This is a genomic window from Ferdinandcohnia sp. QZ13 (genome assembly GCF_031324165.1).
In the GTDB taxonomy this organism is placed as follows: domain Bacteria; phylum Bacillota; class Bacilli; order Bacillales; family Bacillaceae_L; genus Ferdinandcohnia.
In genome coordinates this window covers 198,988-222,872 of the sequence record NZ_JAVIVW010000001.1, presented here as the reverse complement: position 1 = coordinate 222,872, position 23,885 = coordinate 198,988, and the positions used below count along the sequence as shown (strand labels likewise).

The window sequence follows — 23,885 nt, the reverse complement described above, 5'->3', positions numbered from 1 at the left end:
AGTTAGATGCGATAAAAACGAGCAAATCCAAAGATTCGGATCTGCTCGTTTCCTATTTTATTTATTGTTCTTTTTACCATTGTTCGATTTTTCTTGATCGTAAGAAAGTCCAAATCCGTACTCATATTTGACACCAGCTTTTGTTTTATAAACGAAATGTTTATATTCTTCTGGTGCAAAGCTTGGGACATCTCCGACTTCGCGTTCAATTGCCTTCGCACTAGCTGGAATAGCAAATGGAAGTTTACCTACAGGATTGAATGCTCCAGTGATTACATCAAATATTGCATCTTGTTGAGTACCAAACGTACCAATAAATGCAGCTGCTTTTGGTTCTAGCTTATTAATCAGCCATTGGTTCGTAAAGTTTACAGCAGTAATCGTTGGAACCGTTTTTTGGATTTCAACAATTCGATCTACTTCAGATACGCCAGTTTCTGGACCAACTGTAATACGCGGATTATTATCCCAGTTAGATTGAGTTGGTTTTACATATACATAAGCAAGTGTTGCTTCCTCTACACTATCAACTAATTCGATGTTAGGGAATTTTTCTTTAAGTGTATTCTTTAAATCTTCAGTAAATGCATCAGATTGTTTCTTAGACTCCTCAATAACGTATTGTTCAGGATTAGCATGACTTCTTGGTGCAGCAACTCCTACAAATCCTTCCACATAAAGCTTAACATTTTCTAACTTTTCTTCAGTTAATGGTAATAGCTTTTCACCTTTAATCTTGTCATTTCGCATCAAAACAACTGATTTTTGATGTGCTTCATAAGCTAATGCTCTGTGTTCTTCATCGTTTGCAAGAGCAATCGCTTCTTCAGGATTGACATATGGATCCTCAAACAGACCTAATGTCATCATTTCAGATAAAGTATACGTAATGGATTCATCGACTTTTGATTCATCTAACAATCCGCTAGTAACTGCCTCAACAACTAGCTCCGGTGTTGCGCCACCTGAAATAATGTTAGTTCCTGCATTTATTGCTTTTGCCACTTTTTCTACTGCTGTTTTATCCATATAACCCCATGCGCTACCGGCAACAGCACCTGAGTCCGAGTTAACATAACCTTTGAAACCAAGACCTTCACGTAAGTACTTGATAATTCCCTCATTTAATGTCATTCCAACTTCTTCAAATTGCTGATCCCCACTATACGGTGGTAACCCCTGATCTGCACTATCATTACTTGGATATGCGTAATACGGCATTACAGATGATACACCAGCTTCAATTGCCCTTTGGAACGGAGGAATGTGGTACTTTTCCATGCTTCCTTCTGTTGGATAGATGTTAAAGCTACCATTTTCAAAGTGAGGATCTTGTCCATCATCCCGAGCTCCACCGCCTGGGAAGTGTTTAACCGTGATGGCTACACTGTCTGTACCTAGTTCTTCACCTTGGAATCCTTTTACGATTTCATAATTCATGTCTCCAACTACTTTTGGATCTTCTCCGAATGTCTCTTCAATTCTCGCCCAAAGTGGATCTGTGGCAACGTCGGCCATATATCCATAAACCTTACGAATACCAGCTGCTCTCCATTCTTGGCGAGCAATATCTGCAAATTTGCCAACAGCATCTACATCTCTTGCTGCTGCCAAGCCTAATGTTCCTGGCCAGAAAGTATGTTGATCCTGAACGTTTGTAATATTTGTATAATCTGTAGATTGAGAGTTTCTTGGATTGGAAGTGATGACAACCGGAATCCCTAATTCTAGCCCCTCAGCCAATTGTTGCATTTGGTTATTGTAATTGGCAATATCACCCAAATTTTGCGATAAACGGTAAATAACATGGCGTAATTTTTTATCAGTGACAATTTTACTATTTTCAGGAGTTACAAAATTCCCATCAGCTGGATCTGCTTCTGGGGTATGTGTGTTGATATACATTAATCCAGCTTTTTGCTCAAGGCTCATTTTGCTAATCAAATCTGCTACACGTTCTGAAACTGGTTTTCTCCAGTCCTCATAAATATCTAAACTTCTACTGCCATTCGCATCTCTAAAATACTTGTCGCCAATTTCAAGAATTCTATCTTGAGTAGCTACTTCTATTTCAGGTTGCCCTTCTGCTTTTTCAACTTTATATGTTGTTATCGCGCCTCGTCCCGTATATGGAGTGGCTTCTCCCTCTTCACCTGTATACCCTTGCTCATCTGCGAAACCTATCATTGGAGCTACAAGTGATAATGCAAGTGTACTAACTAAAAGTTTCTTTCTTAGCTTTGAAGCTTTTCTGATTTTTTTTGAAACTGATGCCATTTTTCCATCCTCCCTTTAATAAATAATAAGTTTTACTATAAGAATAGTAAGATTTATAGAATAAATACTCCCTCTTACATTTTTTAAAATGACTGTTTTCTAAAAGATTGTTGCTATTAAAACGATGTGATTTCCGCTCCTGGTACTCGCTTCACTGCGGTGTCTCGCTTGCCTCGCTATTCCCGAAGGACGTTGAATTTGCTTCTTTGAAAATACACCGAACGAAGAAATTGCTTGCATTTTCGAAGAGTTCGTACCATCCCCTTAAATCACTGGAAGAACAATAATAACTCTTCCCTTCGCACAAATCATATTCAAAAACAACCAAGTTTACGAAAACAGCCTTTAAAATCATCAAGAGGTTAGTATACATTCTCAATTTCGATTACAGCTTTATACAACGGTAATCTGGTTAGCGCTTTCAGAATGCGCTTCCATTTTTGTATAAAAAATTATAATTAATTAGACTACTAAACTAATTAATTACTAATATATTACCATTTTAATATATCTATCATCATGAGGCTTAGCTACCAATTTATAGTAGGTCTATCGACTTTAAATTATTTCTAATGGTATAGGAAAAGAGTAGTGTCTCAATGCAAATAGTCATAAGGATTTTTAAAATTTCATTAAAGCTATCTGAAAATACTATTAACTTTTCTATCATTTCAGGTATAATGAAAATTGTTAGAGTATCGAAATATTTCTTTAGGGGGTAATATCGTGACGAAGGTTAAAGAAAAGTTATTAACTCGTGCAGAGGTACCTGTTGAACAAACGTGGAAGCTTGAAGACTTGTTTCCTTCAGTTGACGCATGGGAACAAGAATTAGCTGCTATTGAAGCGGACGTTTCGACAGTTACAAAATATAAAGGTCAATTAGGTAAAGATGCTAAGACATTTTTAGATTGTTTACTTGCTGAGGAAGAACTTCGCAAACGAATGATTTTAGTAGGTACATATGCTAGTTTGCGTTTCAATGAGGATGCGACAAATCCTGAAAATCAAGGAAATGCAGCAAGAGTGTCATCTATTTTTTCAGGGATTGGTGCAGCACTATCGTTTATCGAGTCTGAAATCCTTGCTTTACCAGAGGGCACAATTGAACAATACATAAGTAAAGAAAAAGAGTTAGCAGTTTTTCAGAATAATTTAAATGTGATTTTGGAGAAAAAACCACATACGCTATCACCTGAGACAGAAGAAGCGCTGGCTGCTCTTGGAGAAGTCCATAACGCACCATATATGATTTATCAACGAAGCAAAGCATCTGATATGACCTTCCCTTCTTTTAAGGATGGTGAAGGAAATGAGCTACCACTCTCCTTTGCGTTATTTGAGGATCGCTATGAACTATCTGAAGATCCAACGATTAGACATAATGCGTTTAACGCTTTTTCTGAAACGTTAAAAAAATATCAAAATACATTTGCTGCTGCCTATGCAACGGAAGTAACGAAACAAGTTACACTATCTAAACTTCGTAACTATGAATCTGTTACCCATATGCTTTTGCATCCACAACAAGTTACGTTAGAAATGTACAATAATCAGTTAGATATTATCCAAACTGAACTTGCGCCGCATATGCGCAAGTTCGCGAAACTTAAGCAACGAGTGCTTGGGCTAGAAAAAATGCATTTTAGCGATTTAAAAGCACCACTTGATCCTGATTTTAATCCGAAAACGACCTATGAAGAAGCATCAAAAACAATCCTTGAGGCTTTACAGATAATGGGTCCTGAATATAGTGCAATCATGAAAAAAGGTCTCACAGAGCGCTGGGTTGACCTCCCTGCTAATGTCGGTAAATCAACTGGTGCTTTCTGTTCAAGTCCATATGGTGCCCATCCATTTATACTAATTACGTGGACTGATACAATGCGTGGAGCGTTCATATTAGCTCATGAGTTAGGGCATGCGGGACATTTTTATTATGCGAATGGAAACCAACGCGTTGGAAATACACGTCCATCAACATACTTTATCGAAGCTCCATCAACTATGAACGAGTTACTGCTTGCTGAACATCTGTTATCGAAAACAGATGACAAGAGAATGAAGCGATGGGTCATTCTTCAGTTACTAGGAACTTATTATCATAACTTTGTAACCCACCTACTGGAAGGCGAATACCAACGTCGTGTTTATGCATTAGCTGAAAGTGGAAAACCACTCACGGCTCCTGCGTTAAGTACAATTAAAGGTGAGGTATTAAAATCCTTCTGGGGAGATGCTGTGGAAATTGATGATGCAGCAAGCTTAACTTGGATGCGTCAACCACATTATTACATGGGCCTATATCCATATACGTATTCTGCTGGATTAACTGCTTCAACTGCTGTTGCACAGTTAATCAAAGAAGAAGGTCAGCCTGTAGTTGATCGCTGGATTGAGGTTTTAAAAGCTGGCGGTACTATGAAACCACTCGAATTAATGAAATATGCAGGTGTTGACATGTCTAAGCCAGATGCCATTCGCAAAGCGGTGGCTTATGTTGGTCAGTTAGTTGAGGAATTAGAAGGTCTTTACGAATAATTTGAAGCGAAATGCCCAGAGCTAAACTGGGCATTTTTTTAACCTGTACCTTATATTACTTTATTTATTCGTATTGCAATAAAAATTATAGACTTTCGTTAGATTACCTTTGACTCCATTTATCCCATTCCATTCTCTATACTGTTCAGGTATTGTTGTATGTGACAAAAATGAATCTAATGGTAAATTACGTCCAATTGCTTCTTTAGACGTCTCGATTAAATACGATAAATAACTTGTCATTATTTTCAGCAATTGTTTGTTTCCATAATTGCCATGCCCTGGAACGAATGTATTGATATCCATTTCTTTAACCTTTATTAAAATAGAGTAAAATACTTCTGGATTGTGAATCGGTACATGTAAATTCACAGTTAGTAAATCTCCCATAAACGCTATTTTTTCATTTGGTAGAAACATTATTGCATCACTCGGGGTATGTCCTCCACCAAAGCAGTACAACTCAACCTTTCTTTTTGAACCTTCAATGATTAATTTTTCCTCAAAAAGGACCTTAGGTAATACAAGTCTAAGATTAGGTAAATCCGCCAACACTTTTGACATTTCATTATACTGGTTCGTTAGACTAGATTGAATGATTTCATCAGTATTAGATTCTATTTGGTCTTTAAGACTAACAAGATATTTTTCCATTTCTTTTCTTTCAATTTCTAAGTCTTGCAATTTATTTCTTTCTTTGAAGTACTTTTTAGTGATTACTGTTGAGATAATTGTTGCATCTAAGAAAGCTTGATTTCCGAAAACATGGTCACCGTGATAATGGCTATTGATCAGATATTTTACTCTCTTACTGGTTATCAATTCTGCTTGTCTACGCAGTTCATAACCTGCTGAGGGGGTAGAAAGCGAGTCGAAAACTATGATTTCATCACCTAAATCAACAATACCCGCATTACTCCAAGCACCTTTACCGGGTTTTGCTATAGCTGCGTACACTCCTTCGCTAATTGAATACAACTTAAAAAAATCAGTTTCGTTTATTAATCTTTCCATTTTATAAATCCTATTAACCTGTACAAGCCATGATTACATTTCCATCCGGGTCCTTAAAATTAAACCAAGCAAAGTTATCTCCCACTCTTTCAATTTCTCTTACGACTTCGATATCTTTTGATTTAATAAAATCGTAGGCAGCATCAATATCATCAACTAGAAAATTAAAGATTGGATTTGGTGAAGGTCGGTGGATGAATGTTGGATCGAAAGCATGGTCATCTAATGTTAAGCCCGTGAATCCAGTAACCGGAATGTTATAAACGGGAGAATTCACCTTATCTAAATTGGTTTCTATTCCTAAAATGTTACTGTACCATTCAACTGACTTTTTTAAATCTGAAACATGAATGAATACTCCTCCCATTGTGTTTTTAATGGGTGTTTGATTAGAAATTCTCATTATTACACATCCTTTTTATTATTATTGGTAATTCTGCCAAATCATCAATGATATAATCTGCATCTACATTGTTCCATTCAAAATCCTTTTTCCAAATTCCTATCATACCAACATGACGAGCTGCTTTTACATCGTTATTTGGATGGTCGCCTACAAATATACATTGATTTGGTTGTACATTTAATTGTGCAACTGCCTTCATAAATATTTGGGGATTTGGCTTTTTTATTCCTTCCCATTCGGAAACTAAAATAGTATCAAAATAATTCTCTATCCCAAGTGATCTAATATTATCTAACTGAAACTTTCCCTTTCCATTTGTAATCATTCCTAATTGAAGGTCCGTTTCCTTTAGTTCTCCTAACATAGTTATGAGATTTGGGAATGGGACACAATTGTGTTTAAACATTGAGATATAATCTTCAAGCAGTTTTTGCCAAGTCAACCCCTTTATATTAAAATCTTGAACTAGTTGTTGATATACTTTGTCTTTCCTAACATAGCCGCGACAGTCTAATTCTATAAATCTCTTTATATAAGTTTCTTTCGGGATCTGGTGTAGAAACTCCAATAACCTATCATATTGATTGGAAACGAACTTCTTTACAGATTCGTCTCTATCCAATAATGTTCCGTCTAAATCAAAAATAGCCGCTTTAATCATCTTTTACCTGCCAATCATTATTCCTTTTGTGCCTTGATAATCATCGTTGTTGGAAATTTACGAGCTTTATATAACGAATAATAACGGTCTGAAACCTCTACTTCAATTGAATCAAAAGACTCTGACACATCACTTTCAATTACTTTTTCAATTGTAAAATCCGCTTTTATTAATTCATTTATATATGTACTCATTTTTCGTGTTGGAATGACCATTGGCGCATCTTCACCTTTGAAATTATCGTATGTAACCGTTCCTTCATTCTGATATGAGCCTTCTAGAATTATTCGCCCATTTTCACATTTAAGATGAGCATATAATGGATGATCCCAACTGAAAATGAAAGTTCCACCAGGTTTCAAATAAGAATAGATAAGCTTAAAAGTTGCAGATAAATCCATTGTCCAACCAATCGCATAGATAGAATAAACGAAATCAAAATATTTCTTTGGAAGATTAATATCTTTTTCCATTGGTGCACAATACAATTTAGGATTCATACCTTTTAGTGTTTCTCTCGCGGTTTCAATTTGACTTTGTGACAAATCTACTCCCCATAGTTCACTCGCTCCTTTTTCTGCCATGTATCGTAAGGAATGTCCACTTCCACAACCGATATCAAGTATTTTTTTATTTGTTAAATCCACAAACAGCCTTAACTCTTCTTCTGTTTGTGTAAAAGGACCGTAACTCGGGAGGGCATCCTTCCCATTAAAATGATGTGCTACCTTGTCCCAGCTCTTCTTATTGTTCTTGAGTATTTCATTTATCATTACTTTTACCTCCACTTCTTATTTTTCCTAGCGAAAAGCCCTCAAATAAACGACCACCATAAGGCTCTAAAACATCATTAACTAATTGAACTACCTTAGATTTATCACCGCTTTTATAAAACAAATCAAATGCATCAACAAAGCGATTTGCAAATTCTTGGTCGAAGTCTTTTAGAGATCGATATACCCACTTGGAAGCCCCAATCCATTTACGGTTTATTCTTAAGACAAATTCGCTTGTCAGTTCAGCAAGGCTACTTGCAATGAATATTACTTCTTCTCTATTCTCACAACCCATGAAATCATCAAGTGTATCTGTGATAAAATATCTTTTTAAATCTACCGTTTCCTTGGTCCATTCATCCGGTCCAATGTCTAAAAGTTCCTTAGCTTCTTTTTTTATTCCTTCAATTAGTCCATTATTCTTAAGAATAATACCTTCGTAAACCATTCTCGGCATAGACGGTCTTGCCCGCTTTTTGTCCGTTTCGAAAAACTGTTTATAGGATGTTTCATTATGTACAAAAACCTCAATTGGCCAACCGAAATCGAATAAGGACTCTCTATATGACGAAAGAATGTTCCTTTGAAAAACAATGATGTCAAGATCAGACGTTTCTGTCGCATCACCCCTTGTTACACTTCCAGCTAAAAGGGCAGCTTGACAATCAGGAAACCATTTTTGAATAAATTGCTGGGCTGCTTTTATTGGTTTCATTTTATTAATAGCTGTCATGAATACCACCTCTAAACATAACTCTACAAAACCTACATTCTACAATTTTTGATAAATTCCTTTTTATTCCTTTCAAAAGGTATGAAGGAAATTAAAAAGAATAATAGAATTGTTATATAAATCATTTTTAAATGGAGGAAAATCATGTTAGTGATGAAAAAAATCGAACCAGTAATGACTTATGATTTAAGACATAGCATTCTCCGTCCTCACCAACCAATCGAAGCTTGCATGTATGAAACAGATTATCAAGAAGGAGCATTCCATGTGGGAGCCTTTTATGAAATGAAATTAATTAGTATTGCGTCCTTTTGTGCCATATTGAACGAAAATTTTTCAAGTAGGAAGCAATATCGTCTTAGGGCTATGGCAACACTTGAGGAATATCGAAAGCTTGGTGCTGGACGGGAAGTTGTTAATTTTGCAGAAAATATACTTAAGGATAAGGGTACGGAACTTCTATGGTGCATGGGAAGAACAAATGTCCAAGGGTATTATGAAAAGTTGGGCTTTAGACCATATGGGGAGGTCTTTGATTATCCACCGATTGGTCCACATATTGTGATGGTGAAAAAATTAATCTAAGTTACAAGGAGAGTTGAACATGAAAATACGTACAAGCATCTATTTTTGTGTTTTTATTGGAATCATTGTTATATTAAATAGTTTAATCGTCTTATACTCTCCTTTTACCTTTGTTCGATTGGTTAATCTCATTCTGGTAATCGTATCTTCTGGAATAATAGGTTAATTGATTAGAGAAATTTTTCTCATGAAGAGTAATTCTAAGTCACACTAATTACATTAAACACACGTAAAAGATTGAATTTGTCTTAGGCTAATTCCGAAATACATCCATCGAAAACCATTCCATCTATAACCGGAGACAGATCTTCTACCAACAAATGTTGGATAGAACCAGAATTGCTCTCGACCTTTCAACCAGACATAGGTATATCTAAACAAACATCTTCTAATACTACCTGGATCGACTGCAAACGCCTGTGCTTGTTGTGTTTGCTGTGGAACAAATGATGGTGGCGGGGCTGTCGGTGCTCCCACTCCCTGTCCTTGATTTGGCGTTCCAAAAGGCGGTTCTCCTCCTGGGCCTTGACTTGGCGGTCCAAAAGGCGGCACTCCTCCTGGGCCTTGACTTGGTGGTCCAAAAGGCGGTTCTCCTCCTGGGCCTTGACTTGGCGGTCCAAAAGGCGGCACTCCTCCTGGGCCTTGACTTGGTGGTCCAAATGGAGGCATCATAGAACCTCCTCCGAATGGTGGCAAGAATGAACCCATTTGTCTTTCATACTCGTTATAATAATCAAAATCTGTATAGTATGGTAGTGATGACGCCATTAAAGTGTTCGAATCGTAATAATACATTTTATAAATCACTCCTTATTCATAGGCTACTATCATCCTATTCGGTAGGCTTATGCCTTTCAACTTGTACCTATGAAATGTGCTTTTACCTAGGTACTCTAGAAAATATAAAAAACCCGCCCTAGTTTCTATGGGCAGGCCTTCCTATTAACGGTCTCTTTGAACAAAATGATTTAATATTTGTTTTAAAAATGTACTTTTAAGTTGAATTTCTTGTAATGCTTCCATTGCAAGACAGTAATGTTCCCACATTTCTTTTTTTGCAGCTTCCATTCCAAGAACCGAGACAAACGTTGAATGATTGTTTTCTGCATCTTTACCAACCGATTTTCCGAGTAAATCGATTGTTCCTTCTACATCTAATAAATCATCTTTGATTTGAAAAGCAATACCTCCATGATACGCAAACCTTTTTAAAGCTTCAATCTGAATTTCATCCACATTTGCAAGAATAGAAGGCATGATAAGAGCAGCTTCAAATCCCTTTCCCGTTTTTAAAAAGCACAATTGATTGAGTTGTTCAAGCGATAATGATTTTCCTCTAGACTCTAAATCCATCACTTGCCCTTTGCACATATCCATCGTGCTCTCAGCCGAGTATTGGATAAGTTTAAGCACTATCTTCGTATCAAAATGCGTGAGTGAGGCTTGCTCCGCTACCGCTCTTTGTGTCAGAAAAAGGCCAGTTAATTCCGCTACAGCGGTATTATAGGATTGATGGACAGTTGGTTGACCCCTTCGAAAGTTTGCATTATCTTGTGATGGAAGATCGTCATAGATTAAAGAAGCTGTATGCATGTACTCAATAGATTTCAAAAGTGGAAAAATAGCTTTTTCATTTAATCCATATTCCTTCACACCCATCATCCAGGCAACGACTGGCCTCAACCTTTTCCCGTCTCCATTGAGACTGTAATTTGCGGCATCAGTTATCGGAGAAGAATCTTTCAAATTAATGTGCAAAAGTTCATTAATCTTTGTACGGACATCATCAATCAACTCAGAAAATTCTTCCTGCTCTTTTTGTTCGTTTTTTAAATTGGTGACCATATGATCACGTATGAGTTTATCAAAGAAATCAACATCATCTGCTTTTCGCACCATTTTTTGAATCAACTGAGTAAAGGATGAATTACTTATAGCAAATATCTCCATAACCTCTTCATAGACTTTACTCCCGACCCGCTTTTTGAATCGTTTTAATCCATTGATGGCTCGGTTTAATATGATTTCCATTGCTTTTGAATCGGATCGATATACGTTGTGGATTAAATAAGAAATCACTGCCCAATATAATGCAAATGGGTTCACTAAATCATTACGCTGCTTGTGATATTTTAAATAGTAGGTATACGGGGTTACCGCACCTCCCTCCATGTCCGAAAACATATCTGCAAAATCGTCTGCAAGTTGATTATAGATTCCGTAATAGAAAACCCGATCCTCTATATCTTTATCTTTGGGAGCACGAAGTAGAGAACGAACAATCAATCTTGAAGAAGAAGATTTAATCATAATGGGAATATATAAATCTTCATTTGTGTACGTTTCATCCGAAAGTTCTTTCTTTCGATCGACTTCTTGGGAATGAAAAAACACATAAGACTGTTCGAAAAAAGAATGTACGGTTTCTTTGGACTGTTGATTCTTAATGTACTGAAAGGCTTCTGTAAGTTCTGAATGTATAAATTGTAGTAATTCCTGATTTTTTCCTGTCCATTCACCCAAAGGTGGCACAGACTCGGTTAACAGTGTGGTACGTATTATAGTAGAATATTTCTTTTTCTCTACACTTGATAAAACCGTGGCATCCAAAAGATCATCAATAAAAGGATAAGTAAGACCATAGGCATAGCCTAATCGGATAGCGGTATCAAGTTTTTTCGAACGATCATCTCCAGAGAGATTTTGTTCGAGTTGTTCCATTTCATTGATGACAACTCCAGCGATGATTTTTAGTAACTTCCTTCTTGCGTGTGTAGCATCCAGTCCCTCTGGGATATTCCTAGATACATTCTTTAACTTATCGATTAACCAAATAATGGTTGATTCAATCCCCTCCTTTTGACCCCACCTGTACAATCCAGTGATACTAAAAAGAGTTGATTCTTCGTTTTTATCGTTAGATGTTGTTTGTAACAATTGATCTTTCAAATGGGTAACCACGTTCTGAATTCTTGTTTGTGTATCCATGGACGTAAGGTCTTTTCCTATGTCTCTCATAAAAATATAGGAAATACTTCGATCCAAGTATGGTTCTAATTTTCCAGTGTAATTTAGCCACTTTATATAACCGTCATAGTCTTCTGTATGAGTTTTTTTCTTCGCCTTCCTCCCAATAGGAAATAGCGAACGATATACATGTTGCTGTTTCCAAGAATGAATGTCTTTTATGAGGGCTGTTATATAATTTTCTTCCTTGACATCCCTATATAGCGTTTGAAAATACTGAGCGGCCTTCTTCTCTGCTAGCTGATAACTAATTTCGGCATTCTTATCCATATTGTAAATACCTCTACTTTTGTTCATTACCAAATATATATGCTTTAAATGGGAGCCATATCGTTGTTGTTTAAATTAATATATCTTCTTTGCATCCTTCGGTAAATTTCTCACATGTATTAAATAGGCAGTCATGTTCCTATCATCCTTAATTGGGTATACAAATCTTAAGTTCTCTGCAACTTCTCTTGCTAAGCTTCTAAATAACTCACAAGTGACAAATATAGAATTCCAAAAGTTATCATAATTATGATCCGAATAAGTTCTTTCATACTGCTGCCAATACGTATCAGGAAGATGATTTTTAAAATACTTCCCCATCTTTCCAACCGACACTTGAAAATTTGTTTCACATCCAATCCACCACGAAACCATTTGATCTAAATGTGGTCTAATAACAAGTTCGAACATTTGTTTTGCGTATGGTAATTCGTGTCGCCAGATTCCTTTTGCGACATTTTGCAAACACCACCAAAAATCATTACAAGTGCTTAAGTAACTTAATTCAGTCGGTTTTTTAACATGATAATCAAGATCTGTTGGGGCAGAAATACATGGTAAGATATCATCTTTATCCAATAATGGAACGGTAAGTTTGTCATTTTGGTATTCAAGAAGCATATTTTCTTTCGTTTCAATATGAAGATCGATTCGATTTCCATCTTTAAAAAGCATTAAATACCCATAGGATGGATAAACATCTACTTGTCCACCCCATGTTTGATTATTTTTGTCCGGTTCTTGTAGCATGATTAATTCACCAAAAACACGAATCCAGTTCTCCTCTTTTATAAATGATTCAGTTTCAGAAACGACATATACAATATCGTAATCTTGGAAAATGTCTTTGGGAACATTTTGGTTTGTTCTGGAACCATTCATATAAACCGCACGAATCCGTTCATCGTTCCTTGCAATACCCAAGATTATATCCATCATTTCCTGTTCAGTTCTCATAAAAATTCTCCTTGCAATTTATGTGTACTATTATCTTCTATTTTTACCATGTATTCACCTGCATTTTGGGAAAGAAAGATGTGAACGGACTAAGAACAAGCTCCCAAGTCTTTACAACTAGAATTCTATGACTTTTTATCGATTTGTATAAGATTGGGAATTAGGATACATGGACTAATAGGACTAAGGATTCTTACGAATTTCTAAATATTCTGTTATATTTTCCCTATCATACATAAAGGAGTGGTGTTATTGTTAAAGGTACTTTCAAAAACAGGTTTAACGCTTGCTTTAGCTGGTGGTGTATTGCTTTCAGGATTTCAAGTAAATGATTCTACTTCTTTAAAATCTGCAAAATATGACTTGAGTCTTGCTCATTATGTTGCAGCGACTCCTGAACTAGCTGAAAAGGCCAAAGAACAAGGATTCGATGTTTCAAAGGCAGATCCAGCTGAGAAAATCGCGAACCACGGGAAGAAGTTCCAACAAGCTGGTGATAACCATGTTGCCTACAAAGCGGCAAATGGAGATGTACCGGTACTGGTTATTCTAGCAAAATATAAGGATGGTGACGAGCCTTTAGGTGACTTAGAGGGACAGGTTCCAGCAAAGTATTATGAGGACCTAATCTTTGGAACTGAATACAATCCGTATGAACTTGATGCGTTTAAAGAATACGATGGACCAAATGTACCGAAAGATCGCACCATGCAAAATGCTTATAAAGAATCTAGCTACGGAAAAGTAAATCTTGTACATGATGGCGCTGAACTTGTTTGGGTCGAGCTACCTAAAGGAGCCTCATACTATCTGGATCAAGATGGAACATATGCTGAAAATGGAAAATATGTGTTAGGTAATGTAAACGGTGATGCCCATACTGGAGAATTTGTCCGCGACCTACTTAAAGCTGCAGACGCTCAAATCGATTTCTCCCAATACGCAATTGACGGTGAAGTTCCTAATGTCTTCGTCGTTCATGAAGGTACTGGAGCCGAATGGAGCCGAGACCCAGCTCAATTTTGGTCCCATAAATGGAATATTTTAAGTGCTTTATATTATGGTAAGTACTATGAAACTGGTAAACCAGCAGATGTTCATGCAGGCATGAGTCAATCGGAATGGATTGAAAGAACAATTGCTGAAGATATGACCTATGATGGTGTAGTCGTTAACAACTATAATATCCAACCAGCCATTGGTGGAAATGTAGCAGGTTTTAATGCGGCAACAGGTGAATACGATGATGCGTTCGTTACTGGCCCATACCCTGCACAGGTTGGTGTATATGCCCATGAATTCGGTCATGCGTTAGGTTTACCTGATTTCTATGATACAGCATATAATTCTGAAGGTACTGGTAACTACTCAATGATGTCGGGTGGTTCCTGGATGCGATACCCTGATGCTTTACAATACAATGGGAACTCACCTACACATTTCGATCCGTTCTCAAAGATTTTCTTAGGTTGGGCTAATCCAATTGAAATAAGTCCAGAGGATGGTGTTCAAGAAATCACATTACCTTCTATCGATCAAGCTGACGATAACAACGGTATTGTAAAAATGGAAGTACCTGGTTCAAACGGCACTGAATATTTCTTATTCGAAAATGTCCAACAAAGCGGATTTAACCAAGGATTAATCCGCCAAGGTGAAGATTCACATGGTTTAGTAGCATGGCATGTTGATGAAAATATTATTAATTTATACCAAACTGCCGGTTTCCGTCCTAACAATGTAGCCAATTGGATGAATAAGAGGTTCCAATACAATCAGTCCCAAACAGCTAGTAATGGTACAAAAGTTACACATTACGGTTTATCAGTACTACAAGCAGATGGAAAATATGATCTCGAAAAATATGTAAACCGTGGTGATGCAGGTGATTTCTTTAAAACAGGAGATGAAATCACACCTGTTTCAGGCAATGTTCATACCGGTTCCTATTACTTCTGGAAAGGCTACGGCTCTACACCTGCTGATTCCGGAATCCACGTTACTGATATTGTTGAAAATGAAGATGGTTCCCTTACTGCTAAATTCTATTACAGTACAAACGAGGGAAAGAAAAAATAATGTTGAAGAAACCTGAGCCTCTTGATAGGACTCAGGTTTCTTATTTTACATTGATATTTGGACAAAATTCAGCCCGGTGGAACCACAGGAACCGTCCCCCTGGTTCCTGGTTCTACTTATCTAGCTTTAGTTTCGCAAGGGCGTCTGCTAAGGCAGTGTTGATTGGTTCTTCTTTTTGTTGTTTTTTCATGTAATTGGATACTTCTCTTTTTGATAGTTTTCCTGATTGGTTCTTTTTGCGACGTTCGTTGAAGGCAGATAGTTTTTCACGGTGACCACATTTACACACGAATAATTGCCCTTCCCCTTCCCCACGCAATTCCATCTTTTTATGACAGTTCGGGCATCTAGCGTTAGTCAGTTTGGCGATATTTTTACGATGTCCGCACTCACGATCCTGACAGACAAGCATTTTACCTTTTTTTCCATTGACCTCAAGCATCAACTTTCCACATTCTGGACATTTTGTACCTGTAATATTGTCATGCTTGAATTTTGAGTCGCTTGATTTGATATCTGAAACTACTTCTTTTGTGTATTGTTTAATATCTGAGATGAACGCATTCTTTTTCAATCGGCCTTTCGCAATTTGTTCAAGCTTTTGCTCCCACTCAGCTGATAACACAGGAGATTTCAAGTCATCTGGTACAAGTTCTAATAACTGTTTGCCTTTATTGGTGATGTGGATGTCTTGGCCACTTTTTTCAATTAAAAAGGTATTAAATAACTTATCAATAATGTCCGCACGTGTAGCTACCGTGCCTAGTCCACCTGTTTTTCCAATTGTGTCAATTAAATCCTTGCTTTCCCCCGCCATGTATTTTGCCGGATTTTCCATAGCTGAAAGTAAGCTACCTTCATTGAATGGCTTTGGTGGCTGTGTTTCTTTTTCTATCTCCTTTACCGCAAGAATATTAAGGGTCTTCCCTGGTTGAACGGATGCTGGAATTTGACCTTCATCCTCATTCTCATCAATTGAAGTGATGACCTCTTTCCAACCTAATGATGTGACCGTAATCCCTTTTGCAACGAATAGTTCCTTCCCAATACGTGCTTGAACGTTTTTTTGCTCATAGGTATATGGTGGAAGGAAAACAGCTAAAAATCGCTTCACGATCAAGTCATAAAGCTTTTCCTCTTTAGCAGATAAGGCTTGTAGATTTGGACGCTCCTCAGTCGGGATAATGGCATGGTGATCTGTAACCTTGCTATTGTCTACAAACGATTTGTTTGTCTTAATTCCATTTTTCAAGATCTTTGCACCAAGCTTAGTATATGGCTGCACCATGCATCCCTCAATACGATCCTTTAGTGTATCAATGATATCAGTTGAGAGATATTTTGAATCAGTTCGTGGATACGTGACTAGTTTATGTTGTTCATATAGCTTTTGGAGAACATTTAAGGTCTCCTTTGCTGAAAAACCGAACCGTTTATTTGCATCACGTTGTAGTTCGGTTAGATCATAAAGCTGTGGCGCATAGCTTTTCTTCTGTGAAGTTTGAACATCAATGATTTTCGCATCCTGCCCCTGAAGAGAACGAACAATTGATGACGAAACTTCTTTTTTGAAAATTCGCTGTTCCTTTGTTTTTTCATGCTGCCACTTTAGTGTTAAGTCGTCTGTTGTTGCTTTTATTTCATAATATGGTATTGGTTTAAAATTTCTAATTTCATCCTCACGTTTTGCGATAATCGCTAAGGTAGGAGTTTGCACTCTTCCGCATGAGAGCTGCGCATTAAACTTTGTTGTTAATGCTCTTGTTGCATTAATTCCAACCAACCAATCGGCTTCAGCACGAGCAACAGCGGATGAATATAGATTCTCATATTCTTTCCCGTTTTTTAAGGTAGCAAATCCTTGTTTAATTGCTTTATCGGTAACAGATGAAATCCATAATCGTTTTATTGGCTTACGAGTGTTTGATTTTTCAATAATCCATCTCGCAACAAGTTCTCCTTCACGACCTGCATCTGTTGCGATAATAATTTCGTTAACGTCCTTACGATGCATTTGCGTTTTTACAGCGCTATATTGTTTGCCTGTTTGTTTAATGACAACAAGACTTAATGGATTAGGAATAATCGGTAGATCCTCAAGTTTCCAAGTTTTAAAGTGGTCTCCATATTTTTCAGGGTCTGCTAATGTGACAAGATGGCCAAGGGCCCATGTTACGATATATTTATCCCCTTCAAAAAAGCCATTTCCTTTTTTATGACAGTTCAATACTCGGGCAATGTCTCTTCCAACAGAAGGTTTTTCTGCAAGTACAAGTGATTTCATTTTAATTCCTCCAATTCACCCTATCTATTATACACGAATCAGTTAGCCAAGCATAAAAAAAACCCGGTTGTTTGCCGAGTTTACTGTTCATATACGGGTAAGACAATTTTAAATTCAGTCATAATTGAATTGGAAGTACATCCAATAGTACCCCCATGTTTTTCAATAATTTTTTTACAAACGAAAAGACCAATTCCTGTTCCGAATTCTTTTGTTGTATAAAATGGTTCAAAAATCGTTGCCAAAGATTCCTTAGGAATGGCAGGTCCATTATTCATTATCGAAAGCACAATCTGGTTATTTATATGATGTCCATTAATCCAGATGTTGCGGTCGTAATCCCTTTGTTTTAACGCATCAATAGAATTCATTAAAACATTTAGCAAGACCTGTCTGATTTCATCCTTATTAACGGTAATTATAATATCAGATTCAATATCAGTATGAACTTTTACCTCACTATCTAAGATACTTGCATAAATAAACTCCGTGATTTCAGTAAATAAATCGAGTAAAGATACTTGATTTTCATTGCTGTCAATTAACTCTTTTTTGGAAACGTGTAAAAACTGCGAAATTTTATAGTTTAATTGATTTAATTCATGGCTGATTATATCTAAATATTTGATATCTGGGTTTTCATTCCCTATTAATTTTACAAAGCCGATTACTGCTGTTAGTGGATTACGGAACTCATGAACAAAGGTTGATGCCATTTGACCTAAAATCGTCAGGCGCTCCTGGTGGCTCTGATCAATGTATTGTATCTTTTCCTGAAGCATCTTTTCTTTCATTTCTGTATATTTGGAAACAGCATGATAGGAAAACAAATCAAATATCCGATTAACCTCTTCAAAAACAGGGTCCAGTTGATCATGACCAATGTTTGATCTATATATGTATTTTAAAATTTCAGTTCTTCCAAGGTTTACATTATAGACAAATTCCCCAATATTTATATTCGACTCAACGCGTTCCTCAGCTAATTTATAGGCAAATGACTTAAGTTTTTCTTCATCAATTGGATTAATTAATGAATTTTTGATCATTTCAAACATAGTTAAGCCATTTAATATCAATTTGTCTTTATGAAAATCATTCTCGGACATCACCGTCTTATCTTTCCATGATTTTAAAAATATTGATAAATTGCTTTCGAGGAAATATACGAGTTCACAAATTACTGGATTCATTTATGTCAAGTCCTTTCAATCTATCTTTTAAAGGCACAAAATCAAAGTTATTTATTATATTCTACAAACTTCGCATTTTCCCTTTTTGAATTTTTAAAAAATTAAAATAGTAGACAAGTTTTATAGTGGGCCAAGCATACATTATAAAGAGATAAACTATAGGAGGGTTGATTGATGAATTTTATCGTGATTAAAAGGAGTTGGATTGTAACAGCTTTCGTTGCTGCAGTGGTAATAATTGGAGGATGGATATGGCTGAAGCCTGAAATCATACCTACAATCGCCCCACAAGCAGCGAAAAACGATGTTGTGATACATATCACAACTGGAGAACTGAAATCTAAAATGGATGATGGCAAAGAAATCGAGTCCTATTTCTGGAATCCAGGAACAGTATATGTTCCTCAGGGTAAAGATGTAACCTTCAATATTTATGGGGTAAATGGCAAGGGGCACTCCTTCTATATCGAAGGTACAGACCTTAAAGGTACTGTGAAAAAAGGAGAAGAAATTTCGCTCAAAGCTAATTTTAAGGATGAAGGCATGTACCGCATTATTTGTTTAAATCACTCTGACAAAAACAGTAACGGTCCGATGATCGGTTATATTGTCGTGGATTAATAGAAATTTGACGCTGATCTCAGCTAGGACAGTAAAGAAAAACAGGAGAGTTACCTCTCCTGTTTTTACATTTTACGAACAGTTATTGCATTTGTAGTCTTTTTCAGAATACAATCCTCGATATCGGCTTGTCCAAGCAGGCCTAGCGTAATTGCCGCTTCAATTTTCTGTTGATCAGGCTGTTTAATAACTTGAATGCAATCGTTCAAATTTAACTCTTCTAAACGTTTAACCATTTTTTCATCATGGTAGCTTTCAGACCAACGTATTTGTCGTTGTATCTTGAAATCTCCTACGAATGACTCCCCTTTTTCATGCTTTCCTACAGTTTCATCAAAATAAACATTTAAGACCTTTTTCATCTCTTTTAATTCTTTCTCAATTTCCTTCGCTTTTTCACTTAATGTAAAATATCTTGTAATAAGTTCCTCTGGAATTTGTGTAAAAGGCTTTGATTCTTGCATGCTCTTCACCCCATTTACCTTGATACTTCATCATATGATAAGGGATGATATATCATTCTATTAAAGAAAAAATCCAGCTAAAACAGCTGGATTCATAGTTTTAAAATATTATAGCTTAATGCAAACATTATCTCAGGATTTGTCCATTGTCTTCCTTTTACCCGCTGTGCCTTGTTTACCCACGAGAGAGAAAAAGGCGTGGGTTTAATTGGTTATTGTTTAAAGGATATTGAAAAAATTATTGAAAACATTTCAAACATACTACCTGTCGTACATAACATCAAAAAGCTCATTAATCTACAACCGATTTACATCGCAAATGTCGAAGACCATTTCCCTGCTGAATATGTTCAAAAATTCAAGCTAAAATCAGTCGTAATGGTACCGCTATTTGTTTCTTCTAAAAATAAACTAACCGGAATTGCCATTCTTGATTGTGGTGAGAATACGTCTTTTGAGTTATCACAGGAATTATTGATCTCGTTGATGAGGTTTGGTCAGAGTGCAGCCGAAGTGCTCGATGCTCACTGGGAAGGTAGAATGTCATCTATGACTCCGGTGACAGAAAAATCGTTAACCCCAAGGGAAATCGATGTACTTCAGTTAATGGCCAATGGTTTTTCGATTTCAGAGGCAGCAAATAATTTAAAGCTAAGCAGCTATACTGTCAGAGATTATGTATCGACAATCATCAAAAAGTTAGGTGCGAACTCATGCCGCAGTACTTGGGGCTTCAAGGAGAATTATTAGTTTGTAAGCATAATTGTAAGGAGTAAAGCCTTTTACGAGCGGCTTTACTCCCTTTCAATTTAGATACTCTTATATAATAGTTTTTTTAACAAAGGAAACAGTACGTCTGGTAGTTGGTCAATGTTAGGGACTAAAATGCTATACTTTCCGTAAATGTTTTGAATCGTTGTTTTCTGCCCTTCATCAATCTCTCCATTTGATAAGAAAACATTAATAACCTCAATGCCGTGTTTCCGTGCTTTTAACACGGCTTCATGTGTATCAATAATTCCATTTTGCTCGTAATCAAATGCTGCAGGCTCACCGTCAGAAAAAACAAGTAAGAATTTCTGTTTTTCACTGCGCTGTAACAGCTTTTTCGTTTGTAGACGAATCGAAAAACCATCACGATTGTCTTCCTCTGGTTCAAGCTGCATGATTTCCGCACCATAGCTTCGTTTCAGACTAGAATCAAAATCAATTACCGTTTGCATATAATTCGGTTGCTTCGTACTATCCGCATCATTGGTATCCTCCCAGAAACCTGTTACATCATGAGGAACCTGAACTGATTTTAAAGCTTCATGAAACAGTGCTATCCCAAGCTTCGTTTGATCCATTTTATCGTACATCGAAGCGGAGCAATCAACTAATAACGAGAATACTGCATCAATTTGATGGGATGGCTGTTCTTTTTTATAAAATAATCTTGGATTGTCATCCGTAAAAATACGAATAAGCTTTTTATTTAATCGGCCAAAATGTAAATCTCCTCTTGGAAGATTCTTTTTATGTTCCAATGTTTTTAAAATCATTTGTTTAAGCTTTTTCTGATACGGAGCAATAATCGCTTTATTTTTTTCGTATTGAATAACCTCATCATCTAAAGGCTTTCGGGCATTCTTGAAGACTGGATAGGCAAATCGATTATCTTTTCCAAATTCCGATTCTGAGGAACCTTCCTTTTCGGAATGAATCATTTCCATTGCTTCAAGTTTGGAGTAATCGCTGTTTTTGCTTTGACGAGACGAACCTTGGGCAATCCCTAACGCTTGGTCACCCTCTTCGCCTTCTCTTGCTCCTTCACCCATCAAATTCGTTCTTGAACCTTGTTCCAAATCAAATTGTAAAAAGCTTTTTGTTGGTGTGCTTGTTTCACGATGCCAGGTTTCGAACTTTTCCTCATGGATATCCTCATCCCCTTTTTTTACATCTTCAAGCACATCATTGTTTTTCAACTTATCCTTGCGTTTTAAATCGTCGATTGTCAAACTGTTCTCAAGGATGGCATAATCAAGCTCTGGTAAATGAAAATAGGTGTTTAACATATCTTCATCTAGGACATCCTCCAACACATCCATGATTTCTTTACAAATCTTTATAATGTCTTTCGTTGATTTTGCATCAAAAACTTTCGCAATTTGGCCTCGTATAAAAGGAATGACAAGGTCAATTTTATCTTGAATTGACGGAATCTCCTCAAGTGGGGATTCAGCTGTTAACAGTAAAAATAGCGCATTAAACAGAGAATCCGTTGGAACACTCTTAACCATATTCACATGAAGCTGATCGTCATAATACTTTCGATAAATTCTTCGTCTTTCAGAAAAAGACATCCGTGTTCCCGGTCGTTCTTTTATACAAAGCTCTTCTAAACGAAAATCTTCAAAAAGCATGAACAGCTGTTTTGCAAAACTTGGAAGATCATTTCTTTTACAATACTTCAGATATTGATCAATTTCCTTAAAATCCGTGTAGTTCATACTTCCAATTGTTCGTAAAAAGACATCACTTAATAATCCATTTCGTTTGTCGTTTGTTGGGCGATTGTCCCAAAAATGACTAATGATGACTTTTTGTTGAATCGGATCGAGGTATGATTTATAGCCTAACTCCACTTCAAGTTCAGGATTTTTCGAGATTGTTTTGGCAAGGTCGGATAATTCCATGAACAAAAAGGAGTCGACCTTTTTATCATTAAATTGAATAAATCTCATTGGTAAAACCTCACTCAAACAGAGTTTCTGCTATATTTTTAACCGCTGCTTTCTCTCGATCATCCTCAAGTTTTTCAATAATACCGCGTTCGATGGCACGCAATGGTGGCATATACATCGCTAAATCACAAGTATCAATCAATGCACGAATGGATGCAGCCTCTTCAGACAGCATTCCTCCACGAACCTGGGTGATTAAATCAGATGATAAGGAAACAAATCTATTGATTAGTTGTTCATCCTGTAAGGCAGTCTGTGATTGAAGTACTTCCTTTAGCGTTTCTCCTTGAATATAAGGAACGTCAATGACAACAAACCGGTTTTTCAACGCTTCATTTAAAGGGACCGTTCCAACATAGCCCTCATTAATCGCAGCAATAACACCAAAGCCATTCTCGGCACGAACAACTTCAGCCGTAAACGGATTCGTAATCATTTTTCGATAATCAAGCACCCCGTTTAAAATTGGCAAGGTTTCAGGCTTCGCCATATTGATTTCATCGATGTATAGGAGATATCCTTTTTTCATTGCATTGATAACAGGTCCTGCAACAAATTCGATTTTCATCTTACCTTCTTGCTCTTGAATCGTTTTAAAGCCAAGTAACGCTTCTGCATCCAGGTCGACGGAACAGTTAATACTGTACATTGGCTGTTGAAATAAATGAGAAATGGTTTCAGCCAGCTTGGTTTTCCCTGAACCTGTTGGACCCTTTAAGAGCACATTTTTGCCAATACTTAAGGCAATGATGGCATCACGAATAATATTGATATCTGATGGTGTGTATCCCCCTTTGCCGATTAAAAGCTCATCAGCAGAAACACGATTCTTTCTATTTGAAATTTCAGTTTGTATATTTGTCGGTAACTTCAATTCGTCTAGTTGAATTGTCATGAAGTATCAAATCCTCTCATACTTATCTTTATACCCTGATGTATTTTATCGAAGTTTGGACTATAGGGCAATCAATACACCTTGAAATTCAAGTATTTGTGCCATTTTTACTGAAGGTATGGTATGATATTAATAAATACTCGTAAAATACAAATAGACCGCAGATGTTGGCAGCATCTACGGTCTAGCAATAGAATGGTCCCACTAAGAGGATCAGCCTAAGATGAAATAGACCTCACCCGATTTTTAGCGGAATAAGGGAGGTCTATTTTTTATTGTTGTCAAAAGATAAAATCGCAACAACAAGAGACGCAAACGAAAGCATAATCACAAGGCTCTCATAAATCGTCATATAGGCATCACCCCCTTTCACTTG

The 23,885-nt window shown here is 36.7% G+C and carries 21 protein-coding genes; 6 read left to right on the top strand and 15 right to left on the bottom strand.

Annotation, left to right across the window (positions count from 1 at the left end; genetic code table 11):
• Positions 1-57 precede the first annotated feature (57 nt).
• A complete protein-coding gene (locus RGU12_RS01110; RefSeq protein WP_309534415.1) occupies positions 58-2,277 on the bottom strand; it encodes a glycoside hydrolase family 3 protein in 2,220 nt (739 codons plus the stop codon).
• 726 nt (positions 2,278-3,003) lie between these two features.
• On the opposite strand from RGU12_RS01110, the gene pepF reads away from it, so the two are divergent.
• Positions 3,004-4,818 (top strand): oligoendopeptidase F, encoded by a 1,815-nt coding sequence (gene pepF / locus RGU12_RS01105; protein WP_309534414.1) that lies wholly within the window; start codon positions 3,004-3,006, stop codon positions 4,816-4,818.
• A 60-nt stretch (positions 4,819-4,878) separates the two neighbouring features.
• On the opposite strand, the gene RGU12_RS01100 is transcribed toward pepF, so the two are convergent.
• From RGU12_RS01100 to RGU12_RS01080, 5 genes are read right to left on the bottom strand one after another with little or no spacing between them, the layout of a single operon-like run.
• Positions 4,879-5,832, bottom strand: coding sequence for an MBL fold metallo-hydrolase (locus RGU12_RS01100; RefSeq protein WP_309534413.1), 954 nt, complete (start codon positions 5,830-5,832; stop codon positions 4,879-4,881).
• Between the two features lie 13 nt (positions 5,833-5,845).
• Positions 5,846-6,235 carry a VOC family protein gene (locus tag RGU12_RS01095; RefSeq protein WP_309534412.1) on the bottom strand — a complete coding sequence of 130 codons (390 nt, stop codon included), beginning with the start codon at positions 6,233-6,235 and terminating at the stop codon, positions 5,846-5,848.
• Positions 6,222-6,899, bottom strand: a complete 678-nt coding sequence (locus RGU12_RS01090) for an HAD family hydrolase (protein WP_309534411.1) — start codon at positions 6,897-6,899, stop codon at positions 6,222-6,224. The genes RGU12_RS01095 and RGU12_RS01090 overlap by 14 nt, the downstream gene beginning before the upstream one ends.
• Positions 6,900-6,916: 17 nt before the next feature.
• Positions 6,917-7,672 carry a class I SAM-dependent methyltransferase gene (locus tag RGU12_RS01085; RefSeq protein ID WP_309534410.1) on the bottom strand — a complete coding sequence of 252 codons (756 nt, stop codon included), beginning with the start codon at positions 7,670-7,672 and terminating at the stop codon, positions 6,917-6,919.
• Positions 7,662-8,408, bottom strand: a complete 747-nt coding sequence (locus tag RGU12_RS01080; protein ID WP_309534409.1) for a nucleotidyltransferase domain-containing protein — start codon at positions 8,406-8,408, stop codon at positions 7,662-7,664. Before RGU12_RS01080 ends, RGU12_RS01085 begins: the two co-directional genes overlap by 11 nt.
• Positions 8,409-8,552: 144 nt before the next feature.
• On the opposite strand from RGU12_RS01080, the gene RGU12_RS01075 reads away from it, so the two are divergent.
• Together RGU12_RS01075 and RGU12_RS01070 are read left to right on the top strand one after the other, a co-directional pair.
• Positions 8,553-8,993, top strand: coding sequence for a GNAT family N-acetyltransferase (locus RGU12_RS01075; protein WP_309534408.1), 441 nt, complete (start codon positions 8,553-8,555; stop codon positions 8,991-8,993).
• A gap of 19 nt (positions 8,994-9,012) precedes the next feature.
• Positions 9,013-9,159: a hypothetical protein gene (locus RGU12_RS01070; protein ID WP_309534407.1), complete on the top strand. Its 147-nt coding sequence runs from the start codon at positions 9,013-9,015 to the stop codon at positions 9,157-9,159.
• Between the two features lie 53 nt (positions 9,160-9,212).
• On the opposite strand, the gene RGU12_RS01065 is transcribed toward RGU12_RS01070, so the two are convergent.
• The 3 genes from RGU12_RS01065 to RGU12_RS01055 all read right to left on the bottom strand — a co-directional run bounded on the left by RGU12_RS01065 (position 9,213) and on the right by RGU12_RS01055 (position 13,247).
• Complete coding sequence (locus tag RGU12_RS01065) at positions 9,213-9,788, bottom strand: hypothetical protein (protein ID WP_309534406.1); 576 nt, start codon at positions 9,786-9,788, stop codon at positions 9,213-9,215.
• A 147-nt stretch (positions 9,789-9,935) separates the two neighbouring features.
• Positions 9,936-12,290 carry a polyprenyl synthetase family protein gene (locus tag RGU12_RS01060; protein WP_309534405.1) on the bottom strand — a complete coding sequence of 785 codons (2,355 nt, stop codon included), beginning with the start codon at positions 12,288-12,290 and terminating at the stop codon, positions 9,936-9,938.
• A 75-nt stretch (positions 12,291-12,365) separates the two neighbouring features.
• Complete coding sequence (locus RGU12_RS01055; RefSeq protein WP_309534404.1) at positions 12,366-13,247, bottom strand: aminoglycoside 6-adenylyltransferase; 882 nt, start codon at positions 13,245-13,247, stop codon at positions 12,366-12,368.
• A 252-nt stretch (positions 13,248-13,499) separates the two neighbouring features.
• Here RGU12_RS01055 and RGU12_RS01050 point away from each other — a divergent pair, with 252 nt between their 5' ends.
• On the top strand, positions 13,500-15,326 hold the full coding sequence (locus tag RGU12_RS01050) for a M6 family metalloprotease domain-containing protein (protein ID WP_309534403.1): 1,827 nt from the start codon (positions 13,500-13,502) through the stop codon (positions 15,324-15,326).
• 112 nt (positions 15,327-15,438) lie between these two features.
• Here the strand turns inward: RGU12_RS01050 and RGU12_RS01045 are convergent, their stop codons facing one another.
• Positions 15,439-17,610 (bottom strand): DNA topoisomerase III, encoded by a 2,172-nt coding sequence (locus RGU12_RS01045; RefSeq protein ID WP_309534402.1) that lies wholly within the window; start codon positions 17,608-17,610, stop codon positions 15,439-15,441.
• A gap of 80 nt (positions 17,611-17,690) precedes the next feature.
• The gene (locus RGU12_RS01040; RefSeq protein WP_309534401.1) at positions 17,691-18,803 is read right to left on the bottom strand and encodes a histidine kinase N-terminal domain-containing protein; all 1,113 of its coding nucleotides are present in this window, start codon (positions 18,801-18,803) and stop codon (positions 17,691-17,693) included.
• A 174-nt stretch (positions 18,804-18,977) separates the two neighbouring features.
• Here RGU12_RS01040 and RGU12_RS01035 point away from each other — a divergent pair, with 174 nt between their 5' ends.
• A complete protein-coding gene (locus RGU12_RS01035; RefSeq protein WP_309534400.1) occupies positions 18,978-19,424 on the top strand; it encodes a cupredoxin domain-containing protein in 447 nt (148 codons plus the stop codon).
• Between the two features lie 65 nt (positions 19,425-19,489).
• Here the strand turns inward: RGU12_RS01035 and RGU12_RS01030 are convergent, their stop codons facing one another.
• Positions 19,490-19,888 carry a hypothetical protein gene (locus tag RGU12_RS01030; protein WP_309534399.1) on the bottom strand — a complete coding sequence of 133 codons (399 nt, stop codon included), beginning with the start codon at positions 19,886-19,888 and terminating at the stop codon, positions 19,490-19,492.
• Positions 19,889-20,086: 198 nt separating this feature from the next.
• Between RGU12_RS01030 and RGU12_RS01025 the strand changes: the two genes are divergently transcribed.
• Positions 20,087-20,638 carry a response regulator transcription factor gene (locus RGU12_RS01025; protein WP_309534398.1) on the top strand — a complete coding sequence of 184 codons (552 nt, stop codon included), beginning with the start codon at positions 20,087-20,089 and terminating at the stop codon, positions 20,636-20,638.
• A 59-nt stretch (positions 20,639-20,697) separates the two neighbouring features.
• Here RGU12_RS01025 and RGU12_RS01020 read toward each other — a convergent pair whose 3' ends face one another.
• The 3 genes from RGU12_RS01020 to RGU12_RS23725 all read right to left on the bottom strand — a co-directional run bounded on the left by RGU12_RS01020 (position 20,698) and on the right by RGU12_RS23725 (position 23,861).
• Complete coding sequence (locus tag RGU12_RS01020; RefSeq protein ID WP_309534397.1) at positions 20,698-22,614, bottom strand: vWA domain-containing protein; 1,917 nt, start codon at positions 22,612-22,614, stop codon at positions 20,698-20,700.
• Positions 22,615-22,624: 10 nt separating this feature from the next.
• Positions 22,625-23,509, bottom strand: coding sequence for an ATP-binding protein (locus tag RGU12_RS01015; protein ID WP_309534396.1), 885 nt, complete (start codon positions 23,507-23,509; stop codon positions 22,625-22,627).
• Between the two features lie 265 nt (positions 23,510-23,774).
• Entirely contained in the window at positions 23,775-23,861 is an 87-nt protein-coding gene (locus RGU12_RS23725; protein WP_223254366.1) for a putative holin-like toxin, read from the bottom strand.
• Between the last annotated feature and the right edge of the window lie 24 nt (positions 23,862-23,885).

What these genes read in the sequence shown, in the direction of transcription:
- RGU12_RS01110 (WP_309534415.1), bottom strand. Translation starts at nt 2,277, where the DNA reads ATGGCATCAGTTTCAAAAAAAATCAGAAAAGCTTCAAAGCTAAGAAAG.
- RGU12_RS01100 (WP_309534413.1), bottom strand. Translation starts at nt 5,832, where the DNA reads ATGGAAAGATTAATAAACGAAACTGATTTTTTTAAGTTGTATTCAATT.
- RGU12_RS01095 (WP_309534412.1), bottom strand. Translation starts at nt 6,235, where the DNA reads ATGAGAATTTCTAATCAAACACCCATTAAAAACACAATGGGAGGAGTA.
- RGU12_RS01090 (WP_309534411.1), bottom strand. Translation starts at nt 6,899, where the DNA reads ATGATTAAAGCGGCTATTTTTGATTTAGACGGAACATTATTGGATAGA.
- RGU12_RS01085 (WP_309534410.1), bottom strand. Translation starts at nt 7,672, where the DNA reads ATGATAAATGAAATACTCAAGAACAATAAGAAGAGCTGGGACAAGGTA.
- RGU12_RS01080 (WP_309534409.1), bottom strand. Translation starts at nt 8,408, where the DNA reads ATGACAGCTATTAATAAAATGAAACCAATAAAAGCAGCCCAGCAATTT.
- RGU12_RS01075 (WP_309534408.1), top strand. Translation starts at nt 8,553, where the DNA reads ATGTTAGTGATGAAAAAAATCGAACCAGTAATGACTTATGATTTAAGA.
- RGU12_RS01070 (WP_309534407.1), top strand. Translation starts at nt 9,013, where the DNA reads ATGAAAATACGTACAAGCATCTATTTTTGTGTTTTTATTGGAATCATT.
- RGU12_RS01065 (WP_309534406.1), bottom strand. Translation starts at nt 9,788, where the DNA reads ATGTATTATTACGATTCGAACACTTTAATGGCGTCATCACTACCATAC.
- RGU12_RS01060 (WP_309534405.1), bottom strand. Translation starts at nt 12,290, where the DNA reads ATGGATAAGAATGCCGAAATTAGTTATCAGCTAGCAGAGAAGAAGGCC.
- RGU12_RS01055 (WP_309534404.1), bottom strand. Translation starts at nt 13,247, where the DNA reads ATGAGAACTGAACAGGAAATGATGGATATAATCTTGGGTATTGCAAGG.
- RGU12_RS01045 (WP_309534402.1), bottom strand. Translation starts at nt 17,610, where the DNA reads ATGAAATCACTTGTACTTGCAGAAAAACCTTCTGTTGGAAGAGACATT.
- RGU12_RS01040 (WP_309534401.1), bottom strand. Translation starts at nt 18,803, where the DNA reads ATGAATCCAGTAATTTGTGAACTCGTATATTTCCTCGAAAGCAATTTA.
- RGU12_RS01035 (WP_309534400.1), top strand. Translation starts at nt 18,978, where the DNA reads ATGAATTTTATCGTGATTAAAAGGAGTTGGATTGTAACAGCTTTCGTT.
- RGU12_RS01030 (WP_309534399.1), bottom strand. Translation starts at nt 19,888, where the DNA reads ATGCAAGAATCAAAGCCTTTTACACAAATTCCAGAGGAACTTATTACA.
- RGU12_RS01020 (WP_309534397.1), bottom strand. Translation starts at nt 22,614, where the DNA reads ATGAGATTTATTCAATTTAATGATAAAAAGGTCGACTCCTTTTTGTTC.
- RGU12_RS01015 (WP_309534396.1), bottom strand. Translation starts at nt 23,509, where the DNA reads ATGACAATTCAACTAGACGAATTGAAGTTACCGACAAATATACAAACT.
- RGU12_RS23725 (WP_223254366.1), bottom strand. Translation starts at nt 23,861, where the DNA reads ATGACGATTTATGAGAGCCTTGTGATTATGCTTTCGTTTGCGTCTCTT.